This is a genomic window from Pseudaeromonas paramecii (assembly GCF_039540575.1).
In the GTDB taxonomy this organism is placed as follows: Bacteria; Pseudomonadota; Gammaproteobacteria; order Enterobacterales; family Aeromonadaceae; genus Pseudaeromonas; species Pseudaeromonas paramecii.
This window is the reverse complement of record NZ_BAABFC010000028.1, coordinates 18,621-35,348: the sequence shown is the minus strand read 5'-3', so window position 1 is coordinate 35,348 and position 16,728 is coordinate 18,621. Positions and strand designations below refer to the sequence as shown.

Genomic DNA, 16,728 nt, shown 5'->3' with positions numbered 1-16,728 from the left:
CCTTTTTTTATCTAGGTTATTGTATAGGCGTGTATTTTTGACTGTCTCAGGCCATAGTTATCCTACTTGGCCAGCCTGGGCCAGGCGCTTTTTCAACACGGATGCTTATGGATCACTTCCTTGTCGCCTCCTTGCTCGCGGATGCTCTGTTAGGACTGGCCTTGTTGCTGCTGTGGCGGGTGCAACCCGATAATCACAGCGCCCTCTATTGGGGGCTGGGGCAGATGAGCCTTGGGCTCATGACCCTGCTGTATTACCTGCCGGCACCCGAGTCGTTTCTATTTTTTCGACAACTGTTGATCGTGCTGGGTCTGCTCGCCGGTGGCCTGCTCTATGTGCAGGGCTCCCTGGCTTTCATCGGCCGGGAGCTGCACTGGCGCTGGCCTGGTCTGTTTGCCCTGGTGGCAGGGATCGGCTTGCTGGTGGGTATTGCATATTCGGCTCCCCTCGCCGGTGGTGTGGGGCTGCTCTTGCTAGGGGCCTGCCTGATGTGGAGTGGTTGGCTGCTGAGTCAGGGCAATCACAGTTATCGGCTGGTGGGGCTGCTGCTGGCGCTGCGGGGCGTCCTGAATCTGGCGTTTGCCCTGGCGCTGGATCTGCATCCTATCCCTCCGGTGATGCATCTGCTGGCCTTCTTGGCCAAGGCCGCCTGTCTGCTGGGGCTTATCTATCTGGTGCTGGCGGAGGCCCGCCAGCGCTTTCCCAATGCGGTGCGCTTCCTGGCCGATGGCATCTGGATCCACGATGAGCAGGGCCGCATTCTGCTGGCCAACCCCGCCTGTGCCCGGCTGTTTGGCTACCAGGAGCCGCTGTTGCTGGAGGGGCGGCATGTGCAGGACTTTCTGCCCTTTGTGGGCCAGACCAGTCTGAGCAAGCTGTTTGTGCTGCTGCAGCAGGAGGAGAGCGTCTTCCCCCTGACCTATGAGCACAAGGTTCAGGATCACAGGGGGCGGCGATTCCCGTTACAAGTCAAACTCAGCCCCTATTGGCAGGGCGGGCAGTTGCTGGCCCTGGCCCAGCTCAAGGACATCTCGGTGCGCAAGCGGCAACAGGAACTGCTGGAACGGGCCGCCAATGTGGACGAGGTGACCGGGCTGGCCAGTCGTCATGCCCTGACCCGTCGGCTGCATGAGTGGTTGCAGGCGGAACCGGATCGCCCCTTTGCCCTGTTGTTTTTGGATCTGGATCATTTCAAGCGGGTCAACGATACCCTGGGTCATCTGCTGGGGGACCTGCTGTTGCAGGTCAGCGGTCGCCGCTTGCAGCAGCTGATCCCCGCTGAGGCCTTCCTGGCCCGTTTTGGCGGCGACGAGTTCGTCATCCGCTTGCCGGTTGCACCTGGTGAGTCGGCGCAAACGGCTGGCCTGGCCCTGGGGCAGCAGATCACCGAGGCCTTCCGTCAGCCCTTCGTGCTGGACACCCAGCATGTGGTGGTGACCCTCAGCATGGGGCTGGTCTGCTATCCGGAGCAGGCCAGCGAGCCCATGGTGCTGTTGCGCCATGCCGATACCGCCATGTATGCGGCCAAGCGGGCCGGACGTAACCAGTTGTGCCTGTTTGATAAGCGGTTGGCAGAGGCGGCCCATGACAGTCTGTTGCTGGATGGTGCCCTGCGGCAGGCCCTGGCCCGCCAGGAGTTCAGTCTGGTGTACCAGCCGATCCTGCTGGCGGAGGCGGGGGCCCTGTGCAAGGTGGAGGCCCTGATCCGTTGGCACAGTTCCAGCCTGGGCTGGGTGACGCCGGATCGCTTCATCCCGGTGGCGGAAGAGAGCGGCCTCATAGTGCCGCTGGGGCGCTGGGTGTTGCAGGAGGCCTGTCGCCAGCTGGCCCAGTGGCGGCAGGACTATCCGGCGGCCAGCGGCCTGCGGATGAGCGTCAACGTGGCGGCCTGGCAGCTGGCGGATGCCGATTTTGTCGCCGACGTGCAGGCGGCCCTGAGCGCCAACGGACTGCTGCCAGAGGCGCTGGAGCTGGAGCTGACCGAACGTACCCTGATCGCCGAGGATCCCACCATAGAGCGCAACCTCACCGTCCTGCGCCAGCAGGGCGTCAAGGTGGCGCTGGACGATTTCGGCACCGGCTTCTCCTCCTTGAGCTACCTGAGCCGCATCCCCCTGGATACCCTCAAGATGGATCGCTCCTTCATCGCCGAGCTGGAGACCAGCCGGCGCTGCCGGGATCTGGCGCTGCACATCATCGCCATGGGGCGTAGCCTGGGGCTGCAGCTGGTGGCCGAAGGGGTGGAGACCGCCGGCCAGGCCGAGACCCTGACCAGCTTCGGCTGTCACCTGCTGCAGGGCTATCACCTCTCCCGCCCACTGCCGCCGGCGGAGCTGGCCGAGCGCTACTTTCGCTGAGCGACGGCCTTAGCCTGCCGGGGGCGCCGGTTGCCGGTAGGCCACGGCGTCGATCTGCACCTCCAGTCCCTCATGGGCAAACAGGGTCTGGATGGTCTTGCGGGCCGGGTACTGGCCGGCAAAGCGCGCCTTGAACACCCGCTCCATGATGGGAATGTTCCAGGCATCCCGCAGCAGCACATCCACCTGCACCACCTGCGCCAGCCCCAGGCCGAGGGGGCGCAGCCGGCGTTCCATGTCATCCAGGGCGCCATGCACCTGGGCCTCCACCGACTGATCCACATTGCCGACACAGAAGCTCAGATAGACGAAGTCCCCGGCCTGGACACAGCCCGAGTAGGCATTCTCCTCGTTGATATCACTGCGGATCAGTGTCATAGCGCCTCCGCCGTCAGGGGTTTGACCGGGGTGAAGATATTCAGCTCCCAGATGCCGGACTCCCGTCCGTCGTTGAGGTACTGCTCGAAGCAGGGCCCCTCGGCGGGCTGATAGCCGGAGTCGGGTAGCCACTGGCCAAACAGGGCCTGCCAGGGGCTGGCAAAGTCGCCATCCGTCACCCGGCAGCGGTAACAGGCATAGGTGCCGGCCGGCAGGGTCTGCAGTTGCACTTCGCCGCCGACCTGGGTGCCCTCAGGGACGCTCAGCGCCACATCGGCCCGCAGCTGATCCTCCGGCGTCTGCTCCGGGTTATCCCAGTAGAGCGCCAGCCAGTCGCCGTCGCACAGGCCGCGGGCCTGACTCCAGCGGCCCAGTCGTTCGAAACCGGCGGGCATGGTCTGGGCGTAGGGGCCGGCGACGCGGATATAGGCCAGCAGCTGGCTGGGGCGTTGGACAAGGGTGACATCCATAGGGTGGTCTCCTGATGGTTGGGGGAGGGGGACGGCCAAGGGGCCCCGCTGATCCAGGCTGGTGAGCCAGGGGCCGGGGGCCTGGGCCGTCAGTAACTGGCGCACCCTCGTCAAGGCACCGCAGGCGCGGATCTGACTGGGGGTGTGGCCGAAAAACTGTTTGAAGGATTTGGCGAAATTCTGCGGGCTGGCAAAGCCCAGCTCACGGGCCACCTGGGCCACCGATGGCCGGCTGGGATCCAGCAGGCGGAACAGGGCCCACTCCAGACGCAGGCGACGGCCATACTCCGCCAGTGTCTCGCCCATGACGGCGGCAAACAGACGGTGAAAGTGATAGGGAGAGAAGCAGGCCACCGCCGCCACCTCGCTCAGGCTGGGGGGCTGGGCCAGGTGACGGAGCAGATGATGCAGGGCCCGGGTCAGGCGACGGCGGTATTCCTCTGGGTGACGCATCAGGCTTCCTCCTGTGGTGGAAGCCTGAGCATAACGAAACCTGTATAAAAAAACAGGTTAAAGGTGTCAATTGCTGTCGAATGCGCAAGCCAGGACACCTCCCGGCCTGCGTCAGGGGGCTAGCGGCGCTGGTTCTGCTTGGCCAGACGGCGCAGCAGGCTGTCGGCAAAGTCCTGGGGCTGCTCTACCACCCCGGCTTCGTCCGGCAGGGGGAACACGGCCACACAGAGGCCGTCTTCGGTCATGCCCTTGACCCAGCGATCCAGCCAGGTCTTGAGCGGGATGGCGTGAGGCTCGCCCTGGCTCCAGTCGTCATCGGCCCAGGCCTGGGCCTGTTCGGCGCTGGGCCATACCGGAATGCACTCCTCGCCATCGGCCACCAGCAGCATGCTGCCGCCGGCATCCTTGAGGATCCAGAGGGTCTGCTGGGCCACGGCTTCGCGGACCAGGTAGGCGTAGCGCCCTTCGGCATCCAGGTTCAGGGGATCATCATGCTCGCTCATCAGGCCTCCTCGTCGTCGGCAAGATCCAGCTTGTCCGCCAGGGCCTCGGCCAGCTCGGCGGCATCCACTACAGTGCCGGGCGCATCCACCAGGGGGAACACGGCCAGCGCCACCCCGTCCTGGGTCAGGCCATCGGCCCAGCGCTCCAGGAAGATCTCCAGCGTGATGGACTGGGGCACATAGGCTGCCAGCTCACCCTGTACCCAGGTCTGGGCGTAATCGGGATGGGGCCACACCGGCAGGCAGGTCTCCTCCTCGTCCTTGAGCAGCAGCAGCCCCTGCTCGTTCTTCAGCACCCACAGCAGACCGTGCTGGGCCACCTTGCTGATGAAATGGTCATAGCGGTAGTCGGCGTTCAGTTGCAGGGCGGCGTTGCGCTCTGTGTCGGTTAAGGGGTACATGCAGGTTCTCCGAAAGGGCGGGGGCGCTATCTTCCCATTCGGCCCCCGCTTGTGCAAATCGGCTAGGGGGTGAAATCCACCGTCAGGCTGCCGCCGCTTAGGGTGAGATCCAGTTTCCCGGCCCCCAGTACCGGCACGAAGTTGTCGCTCTCACCCTCCTCGGGTACCGCATCGGTGGCGGCGTTGCAGACCAGTTGCAGGTCATAGCTGCCGGGCTCGATATAGTCGAGCCGATAGTGGGCCGCCTCGCTGTCGCTGGCCGGTGTCAGCAATGTGGTGAGGCTGGGGCCGCCGCTGCTGGTGTCCTGGGCCATGCCCAGATAGGCCAGCTCACTGCCGTCCCGCGCCGGGTAGAGATAGACCCCCGCCTGGCTCAGATCCCCGTCGCACAGGCTGTCGTCCACCTGACCGGTCAGGCTGGCCAGGGTGGTGGCATCCAGCAGGCGCACACCATTGGGCTTGAGCTTGTAGTACTGGCCGTGGCCCGGCAGCACCATGGCATGGCGCAGGTTGAACTCCAGCTGATAGCTGAGCACGCCGTCGGCACTGGCGGTAAAGCCATGCAGCTTCACCTCGCTGCTGGGCACCTCCAATGGCAGCACGGTGTCGCTCTCGTCCACCACATAGGAGCTGGGGAAGTCATCGGTCAGGCCGTCGAGGAAGTGGCTGCGGCCATCCTCCACCATCAGGCGCAGCTGCTCGTAGTTGCCGCTGGGGATGGTTTCGCCACTGAGCAGGGCATGGCCCAGGCCGTTCTGGTAGTGCAGCAGATCGAGATAAAGGAAACGCGGCTCGCCATTGTCATCCAAGGGGATCTGGTAGCCGGTGGGCAGGCAGCCGTCATCGTCGCCGGTGGCCAGCAGATCCAGGGGTTGCCAGATATGATCGTCCGGCTCGGTTTCGGCCTTGAGACGCAGGGCACTGACGGCGATGCACACCTGCTTGGCGCCATCGACGGGGGCATCGGAGAGGGTCAGGCTGAGTTGGCTGGTGGCGGTGGCATTGTCACCACCGCCGCCGCAACCGGCCAGCAACAGGGCCAGGCCGATGGGCGACAGAATGGGTTTGTTCATAACGACTCCTTGTTGAGGTAGCTGGGTTGGGTTCACTGAGCTACCTCACAAGTTTAGCCGCCGGTGCTCAGACCGGATCCTGCACCACGGGACGGCTCAGATCGCTACCCCATTCGCTCCAGGAGCCGTCGTAGACGGTGAGCCCCTGCCAACCGGCCAGCTCGGCCCCCAGGGCCAGGATGCAGGCGGTGACGCCGGAACCGCAGCTGAACACCGGCTTGGCCTCCGGCGCCAGCCGAGCGGCAAACTGGGCCTGCAGCTCGGCCACCGGCTTCATCCGGCCATTGTCCAGCAGATCGGCAAACGGCAGGTTCAAGGCGCCGGGCATGTGGCCGGATCGCACCCCGGGCCGTGGCTCGGCGGCCTGGCCGGCGAAGCGCTCGGCGCTGCGGGCATCCAGCACGGGGCGGCTGCCGTCAGTGAGCACTCGCTGCACCGCATCGGCGTCGCAGAACAGCTCGGGTTGCTGGGCGGCGACAAAGTTCCCGGTGGCGCCGGCGTAGGGGCGGGGCGCCGCCACGGCGTGACCGGCGGCCTGCCAGGCGGGCAGACCGCCATCCAGCACCGCCACCTGGGCGTGGCCCATGGCGCGGAACATCCACCAGCCCCGGGCGGCGGAGAAGATCCCCAGCCGGTCGTAGACCACGATAAGGCTATCGTTGTTGACCCCTAAGGCCCGCACCTGGCGCTCGAACTGCGCCGGGCTCGGCATCATATGGGGCAGGGGATTGGCGGCGTCCTTGATCTCGCCGTCGAAGTCGAAGCGGCGGGCACCGGGGATCTGCACCACAGGCCCGTTCTCAGTGCTGCCCGGCGGCGCCATGTGGGCGTCCAGCACCAGCAGATCCGGATGATGGAGGTGGTCGGCCAGCCAGGCCACCGAGACCAGGGGCGAGGGGAGGGTGAGTCTGTGCATCTGTGGCTCCTTGCTATCACAGTGTGGGTTGCCCCTACTCTACCACCGCGCGGTCAGGCTGGGGGAAGGCCGGTGTCGGCGGCGGCGCGATTGGCGCAAATCATCAAGCGCGGCCGCGGCGGCCGGCCTAGGCTGGGCTCTTTTGCTGATCCCGCATTGAGGAGAGGATTATGACGCTGACGCCTGTGTGCAAGGCCCTGCTGGCCTATGGACTCATCACCCTGCTGGCCCTGGCGCTCTTGTGGTGGCAGCTGGGGGGCATACTGCCGGGGCTCTTGCTGATGGGGGTGGTGATGGGGCTGCTGCACCTGGTGGCCCTGCGCCATGCCCAGGCCGCCGCGGCCGAGGAGGAGGAGCCGCCCTGCGACCGCAGTCTCTAGTCATGCGCTGGCAGAGGACGGCCTCCCCGTGGGGAGGCCGCCTTCCGCTGGCCGGCTAGAAGCCGCGGGTCAACAGGGGCTTGAGGAAGCGGGCGGTATGTGAATGCTCACAATCGGCCACCTGTTCCGGGGTGCCGGCGATGAGGATCTCGCCGCCGCCTGAGCCCCCTTCCGGGCCCAGATCCACTATCCAGTCGGCGGTCTTCACCACATCCAGGTTGTGCTCGATGATGACGATGGTGTTGCCGTTGTCCCGCAGCTGGTGCAGCACGCTCAGCAGTTGCTGGATGTCGTGGAAGTGCAGCCCTGTGGTGGGCTCGTCCAGTATGTAGAGGGTCTTGCCTGTGTCGCGCTTGGAGAGCTCGCGGGAGAGCTTGACCCGCTGGGCTTCGCCGCCGGACAGCGTGGTGGCCGACTGCCCTAGCGTGATGTAGGAGAGCCCCACATCCATCAGGGTCTGCAGCTTGCGCGCTAACGCGGGCACGGCGTCGAAGAAGGTGCGGGCGTCTTCCACCGTCATCTCCAGCACCTCGTGGATGCTCTTGCCCTTGTACTTGATCTCCAGGGTCTCGCGGTTGTAGCGCTTGCCCTTGCACACCTCGCAGGGCACGTAGACATCCGGCAAAAAGTGCATCTCCACCTTGATCACCCCATCGCCCTGGCAGGCCTCGCAGCGGCCGCCCTTGACGTTGAAGGAGAAGCGGCCCGGCTGATAGCCGCGGGAGCGCGCCTCCTGGGTGCCGGCGAACAGCTCGCGGATGGGGGTGAACAGGCCGGTATAGGTGGCCGGGTTGGAGCGCGGCGTGCGGCCGATGGGGCTCTGGTCTATGTCCACCACCTTGTCCAGCAGCTCCATGCCCTGGATGTCCAGGTAGGGGGCGGGCTGCTCCACGGTGGCACCGTTCAGCTCGCGATGGGCGATGCGGAACAGGGTGTCGTTGATCAGGGTGGACTTGCCGGAACCCGACACCCCGGTGACGCAGGTCATCAGCCCCACCGGGATATCGAGGTTCACCTTCTTCAGGTTGTTGCCCTTGGCCCCCAGCAGCTTGAGCCAGCGGTCGTCGGGCTGGCGGCGCTGCTCCGGCACCGCGATGCGCTTGCGGCCGGACAGGTAGTCGCCGGTGAGTGAGTGCTCATTGGCAATGATCTCGGCGGGGGTGCCCTGGGCCACCACATGGCCGCCATGGACCCCGGCGCCGGGGCCGATATCCAGCACATGATCCGCCAGGCGGATGGCGTCCTCGTCGTGCTCCACCACTATCACCGTATTGCCCAGATCCCGCAGGTGGAACAGGGTTTTGAGCAGGCGTTCGTTGTCCCGCTGGTGCAGGCCTATGCTGGGCTCGTCCAGCACGTACATGACGCCGACGAGACCCGCGCCTATCTGGCTGGCCAACCGGATGCGCTGGGCCTCGCCGCCGGAGAGGGTCTCGGCGGAGCGGGACAGAGAGAGGTAGTTGAGCCCCACGTTCACCAGGAAGCCCAGGCGGTCGTTGATCTCTTTGAGGATCTTCTCGGCGATCTGCGCCTTCTGGCCGGTCAGTTCCAGCTCGGTGAAGAACTGCTGGGCCGCGCCGATGGAGAGTTCCGTGATGGCCGGCAGGTTCATGCCGGCGATGAAGACGTGGCGCGCCTCTTGTTTGAGGCGGCTGCCCTGGCAGCTGGGGCAGGGCTGGTTGGCGACGTACTTGGCCAGCTCCTCCCGCACGCTGTTGGACTCTGTCTCCTTGTAGCGCCGCTCCATGTTGGGGATCACCCCCTCGAAGGGATGGTTGCGCACCACCACATCGCCGCGATCGTTCATGTAACGGAACTCGATGGCGGTCTTGCCGCTGCCGTAGAGCACCGCCTGCTGGTGGGCCGGCGACAGGGCGTCGAAGGGCGCATCCAGCTCGAAGCCGTAGTGGTCGGCCACGGATCTCAGCATCTGGAAGTAGTAGAAGCTGCGCTTGTCCCAGCCGCGGATGGCGCCGCCGGACAGGGAGAGCTCGCCGTTGGCCACCACCTTGTGGCGATCGAAATACTGCTGCACCCCCAGGCCGTCACAGCTGGGGCAGGCGCCCGCCGGGTTGTTGAAGGAGAAGATGCGCGGCTCCAGCTCGCTGATGGCGTAGCCGCAGTGGGGGCAGGCGAAGTTGGCGGAGAAGGTCAGGGGCTCGGCGGTGGGCTCGTCCATCTGGGCCACCAGGGCCAGGCCGCCGGAGAGGGTCAAGGCCGTCTCGAACGACTCGGCCAGCCGCAGCGCCAGATCCGGCCGCACCTTGATGCGGTCCACCACCACCTCGATGCTGTGCTTCTTGTGCAGCTCCAACTCAGGCGGATCGGAGAGGTCGCACACCTCGCCGTCGATGCGGGCGCGGATGTAGCCCTGGGCCGCCAGGTTCTCCAGCAGCTGCTTGTGCTCGCCCTTACGGTTGCGCACCACCGGGGCCAGTATCATCAGCTTCTCGCCCTCGGGGCGCGCGAGCACCTGATCCACCATCTGGCTGATGGTCTGGGCGGTCAGCGGCACATCGTGCTCGGGGCAGCGCGGCTCCCCCACCCGGGCGAACAGCAGCCGCAGGTAGTCGTAGATCTCGGTGATGGTGCCCACGGTGGAGCGCGGGTTATGGGAGGTGGACTTCTGCTCGATGGAGATGGCCGGCGACAGCCCCTCGATGTGGTCCACGTCGGGCTTTTCCATCAAGGAGAGGAACTGGCGGGCATAGGCGGAGAGGGACTCCACGTAGCGGCGCTGGCCCTCGGCATACAGGGTGTCGAAGGCCAAAGAAGACTTGCCCGAGCCGGACAGGCCGGTGACCACGATCAGTTGGTCCCGCGGCAGGGTGACATTGATGTTCTTGAGGTTGTGGGTGCGGGCACCCCGTACTTCGATCTTGTCCATGGCGCTATGACATCCCGGCGAACAAACAAGCCGCCAGTATGGCACAGCGTCCACTGGATGAATAGACAGTGCCAGGGCCTTGCGGCTATGCTGAGGCCCAGGGATGACATCTGGGGCGGCGGGCAGAATTTGATCTGGCCTGCACAGTTGCCGACCGGATCATGGGCCGGGCGCCCGGCGCGGATGTCAAAGGGCCGGGGAGCTGGTAAGATGAGCCCCTTTTACGAAAACCGTCGGGCCTGCCCGACAGCAGAAGATGCGGAGCTAAGCTATGGCCAGTCGTGGCGTGAACAAAGTCATTCTGATCGGTAACCTGGGGCAGGATCCGGAAGTCCGTTACATGCCCAACGGCAACGCGGTGGCCAACATCACGGTCGCCACCTCCGAAAGCTGGAAGGACCAGCAGGGCCAGCAGCAGGAGCGCACCGAGTGGCACCGCTGCGTCCTGTACCGCCGTCTGGCGGAGATCTGCGGCGAATACCTTAAAAAAGGCTCCAAGGTCTATCTGGAAGGCCGCCTGCAGACCCGCGAATGGCAGGATCAGCAGGGCCAGAAGCGCTACACCACCGAAATCGTGGTGAACGAGATGCAGATGCTGGACGGGCGCCCCGGCGCCGGTGGTGGCATGGGTGGCCAAGCCCAGCAGGGTGGCCAGGGTAACTGGGGTCGTCCGCAACAGGCCCCGGCGGCCGCCGGACAAGCTGGCTACGGCCAGCCCCAGCAACCGGCTGCCCAGGGTGGTTACGGTCAGCAGGGCGGCTACGGCGCTCCCGCCGCGCCCAAGCCCCAGGGCCAGCAACCCCAGCAGCCCAGCTACAACGAACCGCCGATGGACTTCGATGACGATATCCCGTTCTGATCGGGACCTTGCGCGGATGGCGCAACGGTTAGTGGAAATTGAAAACGCCCTGCGATGCAGGGCGTTTTTGTGTCTGGGGTTGAATGGTGGTGGATCGTGTTTGGGAGGAGAGGGTTCCGCCCTATTGAACTTGGGTTCCTTTCCTACCATCGCTGGGCGGGGCGGGCAAAGGGGCGCTGGCCCGCCCCTTTGCAAACCTGGGCCTGTTTGCCCGCGCCCGGGAAGCCCCCTCGCTCCGGTCGTTGTTTCGGGGTCACCAGCGACGGCCCATCCCTGGACCGGCGCTGGCTTGACCCGCATCCTTGCGGGCCATCCCCTGCACGCCTCCCTCCGCTCGGCCCGGGCGAGGGCGGTAGCGCGGTGGTTTCTATCACCCTGGGCGATGTTATCGGTAGGGCGTAATATGCGCAGCGCATTACGCCGAATTGTTGGATGGTGTTTGAACCATCGGGTGTCGCATCAGGGTGACGGCGCAATACTCTGTTGGCTATTGCGCCCTACATGGCTGGAGGGCCGTTTGCCCGGCCCGCCGCTCACCGCGGAATAACCTGAGCCTCGACACGGTTGTGGCGCCCCTTAGTGATGCTCGGGCTGATTGACCCTCAGTTGGGCCTCTTGCCAGGCGTCCTGGGCGCTCAGGCGGCCGGAGAAATAGTTGTTCAGGGCCGCCGTGCTGCTGTTCCAAAACAGCGGCATGGCCGGGTGGCTTGGCATGGGCACCCCTTGTCGCACGCTCTGCAAGATGGCCTGACGGCGGGCGTTCAGCGCCTGGGTCTGTCCGTAGCAGGCGACCAGCCCGGTGTCCACATCGGCCTGATACAGCGCCATCCCCTTGGCGGTCAACAACCACTGCTCGATAAACTCCCGCGCCAGCAACTTTTCACGGGAGTTACTGCTGATCCCTGCCGCTATCACCCCATAGAAGGGATGCACGGCCTGCCCGGCCAGCGCCGGCAAGCCGGTGACGCCGTAATCGATGCCACTTTTATCCAGACGCCGGGCATCCCAGGGGCCGCCCACCATCATCGCCAGCTTGCCCTGGCTGAACCGATCCAAGACCAGCTCATAGCTCAAGCCCTTGGGCATCCAGCCTTGCTGGAGCCAGTCGGTGAGCCGTTGCATATTGGCCAGCACCTGGGGCTGATCGGCATCCAGTCGCAGCCGCTGCTGCCCATCGACCCACAGCCCGCGCGGTACGCCGGCCGTGACAAAGGGCCAGCTGTGATAGGGGGAGCTCAGATCCCAGCCCACCAGATCGACGCCGGCCGGCAAGGTGCGGGCCAGACGGGCAAACTCGCCATCGCCCTGTGGCGCCGCCGGCAAGAGGGTGCGATTCCAGAACAGCACCAGGGATTCCAGTTGCAGCGGATAGCCCTGCAGATGGTTCGCCTCCCGCAGCGGTGCCGCCGCCTCGGGCAGGCAGAGTCCCTGGGGCAGGGCACTGGCCGGGATCGGCTCCAGCAGGCCGGCCTGAGCCCAGGCGGCGAAACGGTCATGGGCCCAGATGATGATGTCCGGCCCCTGGCCTTCCCCCTGTTGCGCCAGTATCTCGAACTTCTCGACAAAGTTGCCCGGCGTCTCCACCAGCACGGCGCGCCCGGTGCGCGCCGTGAATTCCCGTCCCAGCGCCATCAACTCGGGCAGGTTGCGACCACTCCAGATCACCAAGGGGCGCTCCGGCTCAGCCTGCGGCCAGCCAACCCCAAGCACGGCGGCCCCCAGCAGACACAATCCCAGCAGCCAGCCTACATACGGTTTCATCATCACTCCTCAACACGCCCTTACGTCACGGCGTCCGCTGCGCATCATCAAGCAATCGCCATCAATAGCCAGCTTCGGCGGCAACGGGCTTGGTAAATTCTGCGCCACCGCACATCTGACGTGGCCGGCCATCCAGAATTGGTGACTCCAATTGGAGCAGAGGGGTTTTCTTGGAGGGAAATGCTGGATTCGTTTGGGGAGCCAATAAATGGCGCTATTGCTTGCGGGGTCGCCATCGCTTTCCCTCCTCCTGGCAAGGGGAGGGGGGCTGTTGGTGGTGGCTATCCGATATGGCCGGCGGGATCCGCCCAGTTAACCGTGGCGGCGCTGTGGGGAACTGCCACTGGCAACGTCTGGCCGGCTGCGTCGGCCTGTATGCTGGTTGATTTCGGTGTGGTGGGGAGGGTTCCGCCCTATTGAGCTTGTTTTCATTTTTCTCCGCCGCTGGGCGGGGCGGGCAAAGGGGCGCTGGCCCGCCCCTTTGCAAACCTGGGCCTGTTTGCCCGCGCCCGGGAAGCCCCCTCGCTCCGGTCGTTGTTTCGGGGCCACCAGCGACGGCCCATCCCTGGACCGGCGCTGGCTTGACCCGCATCCTTGCGGGCCATCCCCTGCACGCCTCCCTCCGCTCGGCCCGGGCGAGGGCGACAAAGCGGCGGTTGTTTTTCATCACGATGGTGATGTTATTGGTAGGGCGTAATAAGCGCAGCGCATTACGCCGAATTGTTTGGATGGTGTTTGAATCATCGGGTGTCGCATCAGGGTGACGGCGCAATACGCCGTTGGCTATTGCGCCCTCCGCGGGCTAGAACTGTACATACAGACAAATACAGATTGTTGATTTTACATATTTTTTATTATGCTTGGTGTTATGTTCATAATTGCTTGTGATGACTCAGTAATTATATTTGATATGTAGACGATATTATCCATTGTCAGTGGTAGAGTGTTATATCTATCCATATATGTATAAAGGAAGTGACTTCTGTCTAGTTTTAATATTTTTTTTGCTGTTATTGTGTCGCCATTCAAAAGTGCATTTAGGTTTTCATCCAATCCACCCTGAATCCTGAGCCTAAACTTTAGAGATAGCATGGCCTCCCAACATTTTTTCTTGTAGTGCTTATATGCTAGCTCTTCAAATATCTTTCTCATGCCCCACTCGCTAGACTCTAAAGATGCAAGTATGCCATTCAGAGAGCGAGATAATTCATTTTGACCTTCCCAGTGTTGTTTTTGTTTGTACCGAAGGTCATGTTCCACTTCATGCCAACCTTCTGAAAGCACAGTGCGAAGTTGGACTTCAAATGTGCAATCTATAGCTTTACCTCCAACGCCATGTAGAAAATCAGCGTTGTGTAGCTTAGGGATTGTATATATCAAGTTATACCTTGTTACACAAAATATTTCCTTTTCATGCTTGTCAATTGTAGAGTCTTCATGCAGGCAATTATAGTGCTTGTTCAAAATATTTTGAACAATCTCAATGTCATCTGAAAAATAAAGAACGACTCTGATGCCTACTGCATCCTGAATTTTTCTTCCAGCATTAGTGTATTTTAGCGTTTGCAAGTCATTTTCGATTATGGTTGTTTGCAGTTTTTTTTCTATGGAAATGTTGCTTTTCCCTCTGCCGAAAACACGGCAAAGAATTCCACCAGCATGTAACTTATGCTCGATATCACGTTGGATATGTGATGATATATAATTGAAGTCACTATGCATCATTCATCTCTCCCCAAGATTCTTTTGATTTCAATGATTTCAGAGAGATTTATTTCAACGAATCCTGAGTAGCGCCCATCATTTAATATCTGCTTCTTTTTAAGGGATATAATAGCTGCGAACATCTTGTCTGGAGATATATTTCCAGAGTCAGAGTAAGCGCAAATACCCTTAATCGGTCTGTGTTTGTGAGTAATTGTCTCCCTTCCAACAGGCCAAAATCTTTCCAATACAGCTTTCTCTGCTCTATCAATAATGCATTCTTTAATTGTTTCTGCTTCTTTCTCTTGACGTGAAAGTTTTAGTTGTTCGAGTATGTCGTTGTCTGACACGCTACCAGGTGTGTATATAAAACCAGAAAAGTTTTTTCTCTCACGTATTTTGCAATTATAGAATCGGCATGAGAAAAACGTAACATCGCTGATTTTTGACGGGTCAATTATGCAGTTATTAAACTGGCAATCGTTAAAGTGACTATTGCGTATAGGCTTTGTGCCGATCTCAATGTTGTGGAATGTAAGTGAGTTTATTTCATTGTTTAATATTTCAAAACTGACTTCCTGAAGGAGTTCAATGGATGCAGATACTTTATTTGTGCAGCTAATGTAGTCTAAGGAATCTTTTAATTTAATCCATAGCTCTTTCCTTTTCTCTTTGAGGCGAGTTCTGAAGGATGATATTGCGGGCCCTATATACCGCCAGTCATCACATATCCATCCATCTCTATTGTAAATGTCTCTTGTAACATAATGGCCGAATACAAATTCATTTATAAATTCGATTTTTGTTGGATTTCTTGAGCTGCGGTCTAGAAATGCGTGACTGGCAAGTTTATTAGCCATTTCATCATGAGTTGGTTTGTTGTTTGGGTCGTATCTTTCTATGCATGTTTGTATTAGGTCATACCCATCGATTTTTATTAGGTCTATTATGTAGTTCCTATCTTCTGAGCGATAGTTTTTATCAATCATATCTTTTGCGACTATGTCAAGAATCAGGTTTTGCTCATCTGACGTCATCTTTAGATCTTGTCTGTTTTGCTCGCGATCAAGAATAAAGTTGAAGTAATTCTCTACGAGCTTGTCTGGCTCCCTGCATGCAGCCATCATTTCATCTTCTGATATGTGCCTAAGGAATGAAAGCATTACGGGGTTTGCTATCGAGCTAATTTCTATGCCTGCATCTTCTAACTTTACTCTTCGTTCAGATGAAATCCAGTCTGTAACCTCAGGCTCATTTATTTGAATTTTCACAAGAGAGAATGCTGATTTATTTTTCTCTGCCCAGGAGTGAAATCCATCACCATCAAACAACATCGTTCGTCTTGTTGTTAATATTATCTTTGCATTGCCAGTTAGATACTCTCCTATTGTTTCCAACATGGGTTCTTTGCTCTCAAAGTCTTGCTCTTCATCAAGGTTATCCTTAAGTAGCTCGTCAAAGCCATCTAGGATTGTTATTATTTTTCCATTTTCCATCTCGCTTTTAACTAGGCTTGATGAAACATTGATAAATGATTTATCTATCTCATCCAAGAGAACATGCCTAAATATTCTTGCTTGTCTGTTTTTTGATAATTCAGCAAGTAATGGAATTTTGCCGTGCATGGAGTTTATTTTTGATGCCAGTTCGTATGCTGAGCATGTTTTCCCAAAGCCGGCCGCAGCTTCAACAACAAATATTATTGGCTTGGTATCATCAATACGTGATAATATCTCTTCGGATATGTTTGTTTCCCCTTTTTTCCCATCTATGAAATATGGTGCAACAAGGTATTCATATGTTGATGAATCACTATATTTTTTACATATGGATGTTGTAAAGGATATGTATTCATTTTTGATTTTTTCTCTGTATGAATCTACAGAGAAAAAACTATCAAAAAGCCTCGATTCTATTTCGCTCCCTGGTTCTAAAATAGAATGTGCGTAGCCACATTTCTTAAGCTCTTTCTCAAGAGTGGATGTATTTGCGTCTGGTCGGGTTTTTATTATTTCTATGTTCTTGAATGGGCCGCTAACATATAAAAATGATATGTATCCATTTTCGATGCTGGTTTGGAACTCTTTGAATCCATATCTTTGATAAATGGATTTTATCGCTTCGTGGTTCATCATCATATGCTCTTGGTTTATAAGCCAGTGTAGCGTAATCGCACGCATGTAATTTTTTGTAATCCATAACCCCATGCGGAATAACCCTTTTATCCCGTTATTCTCGCCAATTTGGCTAATGGGATCCGTCTTCCTTTTGCACCCCCGTGCAGCGGGAGTGGCTAAAGGATCGTTGCCGGGGAGGGGCGGAACGGCCCCCTCCGGATATAAAGACCATATGCCGCCCAGGCTACCGCCCCTGGGTTCCAGCTCCCACAGTGCTGCTTGCCTGCCTCATCCTTGTGAGTCCCTATGCTAGCGGCATTTGCGTCCGCTGGCACCCAAGTAGGTCACATTTGCAGCCATGTCAAATGGTGGGCTTATTGAGTGGCTGGGCGCGGGGTCGGCACGATTCCGATGTGATGACGGCCCAGGCCCGGTGGGCACAACTGCGGCAATGAAAAAGGAGGCGTTC

Annotated in this window: 13 protein-coding genes; 3 read left to right on the top strand and 10 right to left on the bottom strand. The window is 59.8% G+C overall.

Annotated features, from left to right (window positions below; all coding sequences use genetic code 11):
* The first annotated feature begins 107 nt into the window (after nt 1-107).
* Nucleotides 108-2,357, top strand: coding sequence for a putative bifunctional diguanylate cyclase/phosphodiesterase (locus ABD847_RS15705; protein ID WP_345014718.1), 2,250 nt, complete (start codon nt 108-110; stop codon nt 2,355-2,357).
* 9 nt (nt 2,358-2,366) lie between these two features.
* Here the strand turns inward: ABD847_RS15705 and ABD847_RS15700 are convergent, their stop codons facing one another.
* From ABD847_RS15700 to ABD847_RS15675, 6 genes are all read right to left on the bottom strand, one after another.
* Nucleotides 2,367-2,735, bottom strand: coding sequence for a RidA family protein (locus tag ABD847_RS15700; protein WP_345014717.1), 369 nt, complete (start codon nt 2,733-2,735; stop codon nt 2,367-2,369).
* Entirely contained in the window at nt 2,732-3,658 is a 927-nt protein-coding gene (locus tag ABD847_RS15695) for an AraC family transcriptional regulator (protein ID WP_345014715.1), read from the bottom strand. Before ABD847_RS15695 ends, ABD847_RS15700 begins: the two co-directional genes overlap by 4 nt.
* Nucleotides 3,659-3,777: 119 nt before the next feature.
* Entirely contained in the window at nt 3,778-4,161 is a 384-nt protein-coding gene (locus ABD847_RS15690) for a DUF2750 domain-containing protein (RefSeq protein WP_345014713.1), read from the bottom strand.
* A complete protein-coding gene (locus ABD847_RS15685) occupies nt 4,161-4,562 on the bottom strand; it encodes a DUF2750 domain-containing protein (RefSeq protein WP_345014711.1) in 402 nt (133 codons plus the stop codon). Before ABD847_RS15685 ends, ABD847_RS15690 begins: the two co-directional genes overlap by 1 nt.
* A 62-nt stretch (nt 4,563-4,624) precedes the next feature.
* On the bottom strand, nt 4,625-5,635 hold the full coding sequence (locus ABD847_RS15680) for a DUF4382 domain-containing protein (protein WP_345014709.1): 1,011 nt from the start codon (nt 5,633-5,635) through the stop codon (nt 4,625-4,627).
* Nucleotides 5,636-5,702: 67 nt separating this feature from the next.
* Entirely contained in the window at nt 5,703-6,551 is an 849-nt protein-coding gene (locus ABD847_RS15675) for a sulfurtransferase (RefSeq protein WP_345014707.1), read from the bottom strand.
* A gap of 170 nt (nt 6,552-6,721) precedes the next feature.
* On the opposite strand from ABD847_RS15675, the gene ABD847_RS15670 reads away from it, so the two are divergent.
* On the top strand, nt 6,722-6,931 hold the full coding sequence (locus ABD847_RS15670; protein WP_345014705.1) for a hypothetical protein: 210 nt from the start codon (nt 6,722-6,724) through the stop codon (nt 6,929-6,931).
* A 55-nt stretch (nt 6,932-6,986) separates the two neighbouring features.
* Here ABD847_RS15670 and uvrA read toward each other — a convergent pair whose 3' ends face one another.
* Nucleotides 6,987-9,818, bottom strand: coding sequence for an excinuclease ABC subunit UvrA (gene uvrA, locus ABD847_RS15665; protein WP_345014703.1), 2,832 nt, complete (start codon nt 9,816-9,818; stop codon nt 6,987-6,989).
* A gap of 271 nt (nt 9,819-10,089) precedes the next feature.
* Between uvrA and ssb the strand changes: the two genes are divergently transcribed.
* Complete coding sequence (ssb, locus tag ABD847_RS15660; RefSeq protein WP_345014701.1) at nt 10,090-10,677, top strand: single-stranded DNA-binding protein; 588 nt, start codon at nt 10,090-10,092, stop codon at nt 10,675-10,677.
* Nucleotides 10,678-11,253: 576 nt separating this feature from the next.
* Here the strand turns inward: ssb and ABD847_RS15655 are convergent.
* The 3 genes from ABD847_RS15655 to ABD847_RS15645 all read right to left on the bottom strand — a co-directional run bounded on the left by ABD847_RS15655 (nt 11,254) and on the right by ABD847_RS15645 (nt 16,277).
* The gene (locus tag ABD847_RS15655; protein ID WP_345014699.1) at nt 11,254-12,438 is read right to left on the bottom strand and encodes an extracellular solute-binding protein; all 1,185 of its coding nucleotides are present in this window, start codon (nt 12,436-12,438) and stop codon (nt 11,254-11,256) included.
* A gap of 840 nt (nt 12,439-13,278) precedes the next feature.
* Nucleotides 13,279-14,163, bottom strand: coding sequence for a hypothetical protein (locus tag ABD847_RS15650; RefSeq protein ID WP_345014697.1), 885 nt, complete (start codon nt 14,161-14,163; stop codon nt 13,279-13,281).
* A complete protein-coding gene (locus tag ABD847_RS15645) occupies nt 14,160-16,277 on the bottom strand; it encodes an NACHT domain-containing protein (RefSeq protein ID WP_345014696.1) in 2,118 nt (705 codons plus the stop codon). Before ABD847_RS15645 ends, ABD847_RS15650 begins: the two co-directional genes overlap by 4 nt.
* Nucleotides 16,278-16,728: the final 451 nt, after the last annotated feature.

Excerpts from the sequence above, each read along its gene's own strand:
- ABD847_RS15705 (WP_345014718.1), top strand. The coding sequence starts at position 108 with ATGGATCACTTCCTTGTCGCCTCCTTGCTCGCGGATGCTCTGTTAGGA.
- ABD847_RS15700 (WP_345014717.1), bottom strand. The coding sequence starts at position 2,735 with ATGACACTGATCCGCAGTGATATCAACGAGGAGAATGCCTACTCGGGC.
- ABD847_RS15695 (WP_345014715.1), bottom strand. The coding sequence starts at position 3,658 with ATGCGTCACCCAGAGGAATACCGCCGTCGCCTGACCCGGGCCCTGCAT.
- ABD847_RS15690 (WP_345014713.1), bottom strand. The coding sequence starts at position 4,161 with ATGAGCGAGCATGATGATCCCCTGAACCTGGATGCCGAAGGGCGCTAC.
- ABD847_RS15685 (WP_345014711.1), bottom strand. The coding sequence starts at position 4,562 with ATGTACCCCTTAACCGACACAGAGCGCAACGCCGCCCTGCAACTGAAC.
- ABD847_RS15680 (WP_345014709.1), bottom strand. The coding sequence starts at position 5,635 with ATGAACAAACCCATTCTGTCGCCCATCGGCCTGGCCCTGTTGCTGGCC.
- ABD847_RS15675 (WP_345014707.1), bottom strand. The coding sequence starts at position 6,551 with ATGCACAGACTCACCCTCCCCTCGCCCCTGGTCTCGGTGGCCTGGCTG.
- ABD847_RS15670 (WP_345014705.1), top strand. The coding sequence starts at position 6,722 with ATGACGCTGACGCCTGTGTGCAAGGCCCTGCTGGCCTATGGACTCATC.
- uvrA (WP_345014703.1), bottom strand. The coding sequence starts at position 9,818 with ATGGACAAGATCGAAGTACGGGGTGCCCGCACCCACAACCTCAAGAAC.
- ssb (WP_345014701.1), top strand. The coding sequence starts at position 10,090 with ATGGCCAGTCGTGGCGTGAACAAAGTCATTCTGATCGGTAACCTGGGG.
- ABD847_RS15655 (WP_345014699.1), bottom strand. The coding sequence starts at position 12,438 with ATGAAACCGTATGTAGGCTGGCTGCTGGGATTGTGTCTGCTGGGGGCC.
- ABD847_RS15650 (WP_345014697.1), bottom strand. The coding sequence starts at position 14,163 with ATGATGCATAGTGACTTCAATTATATATCATCACATATCCAACGTGAT.
- ABD847_RS15645 (WP_345014696.1), bottom strand. The coding sequence starts at position 16,277 with ATGATGAACCACGAAGCGATAAAATCCATTTATCAAAGATATGGATTC.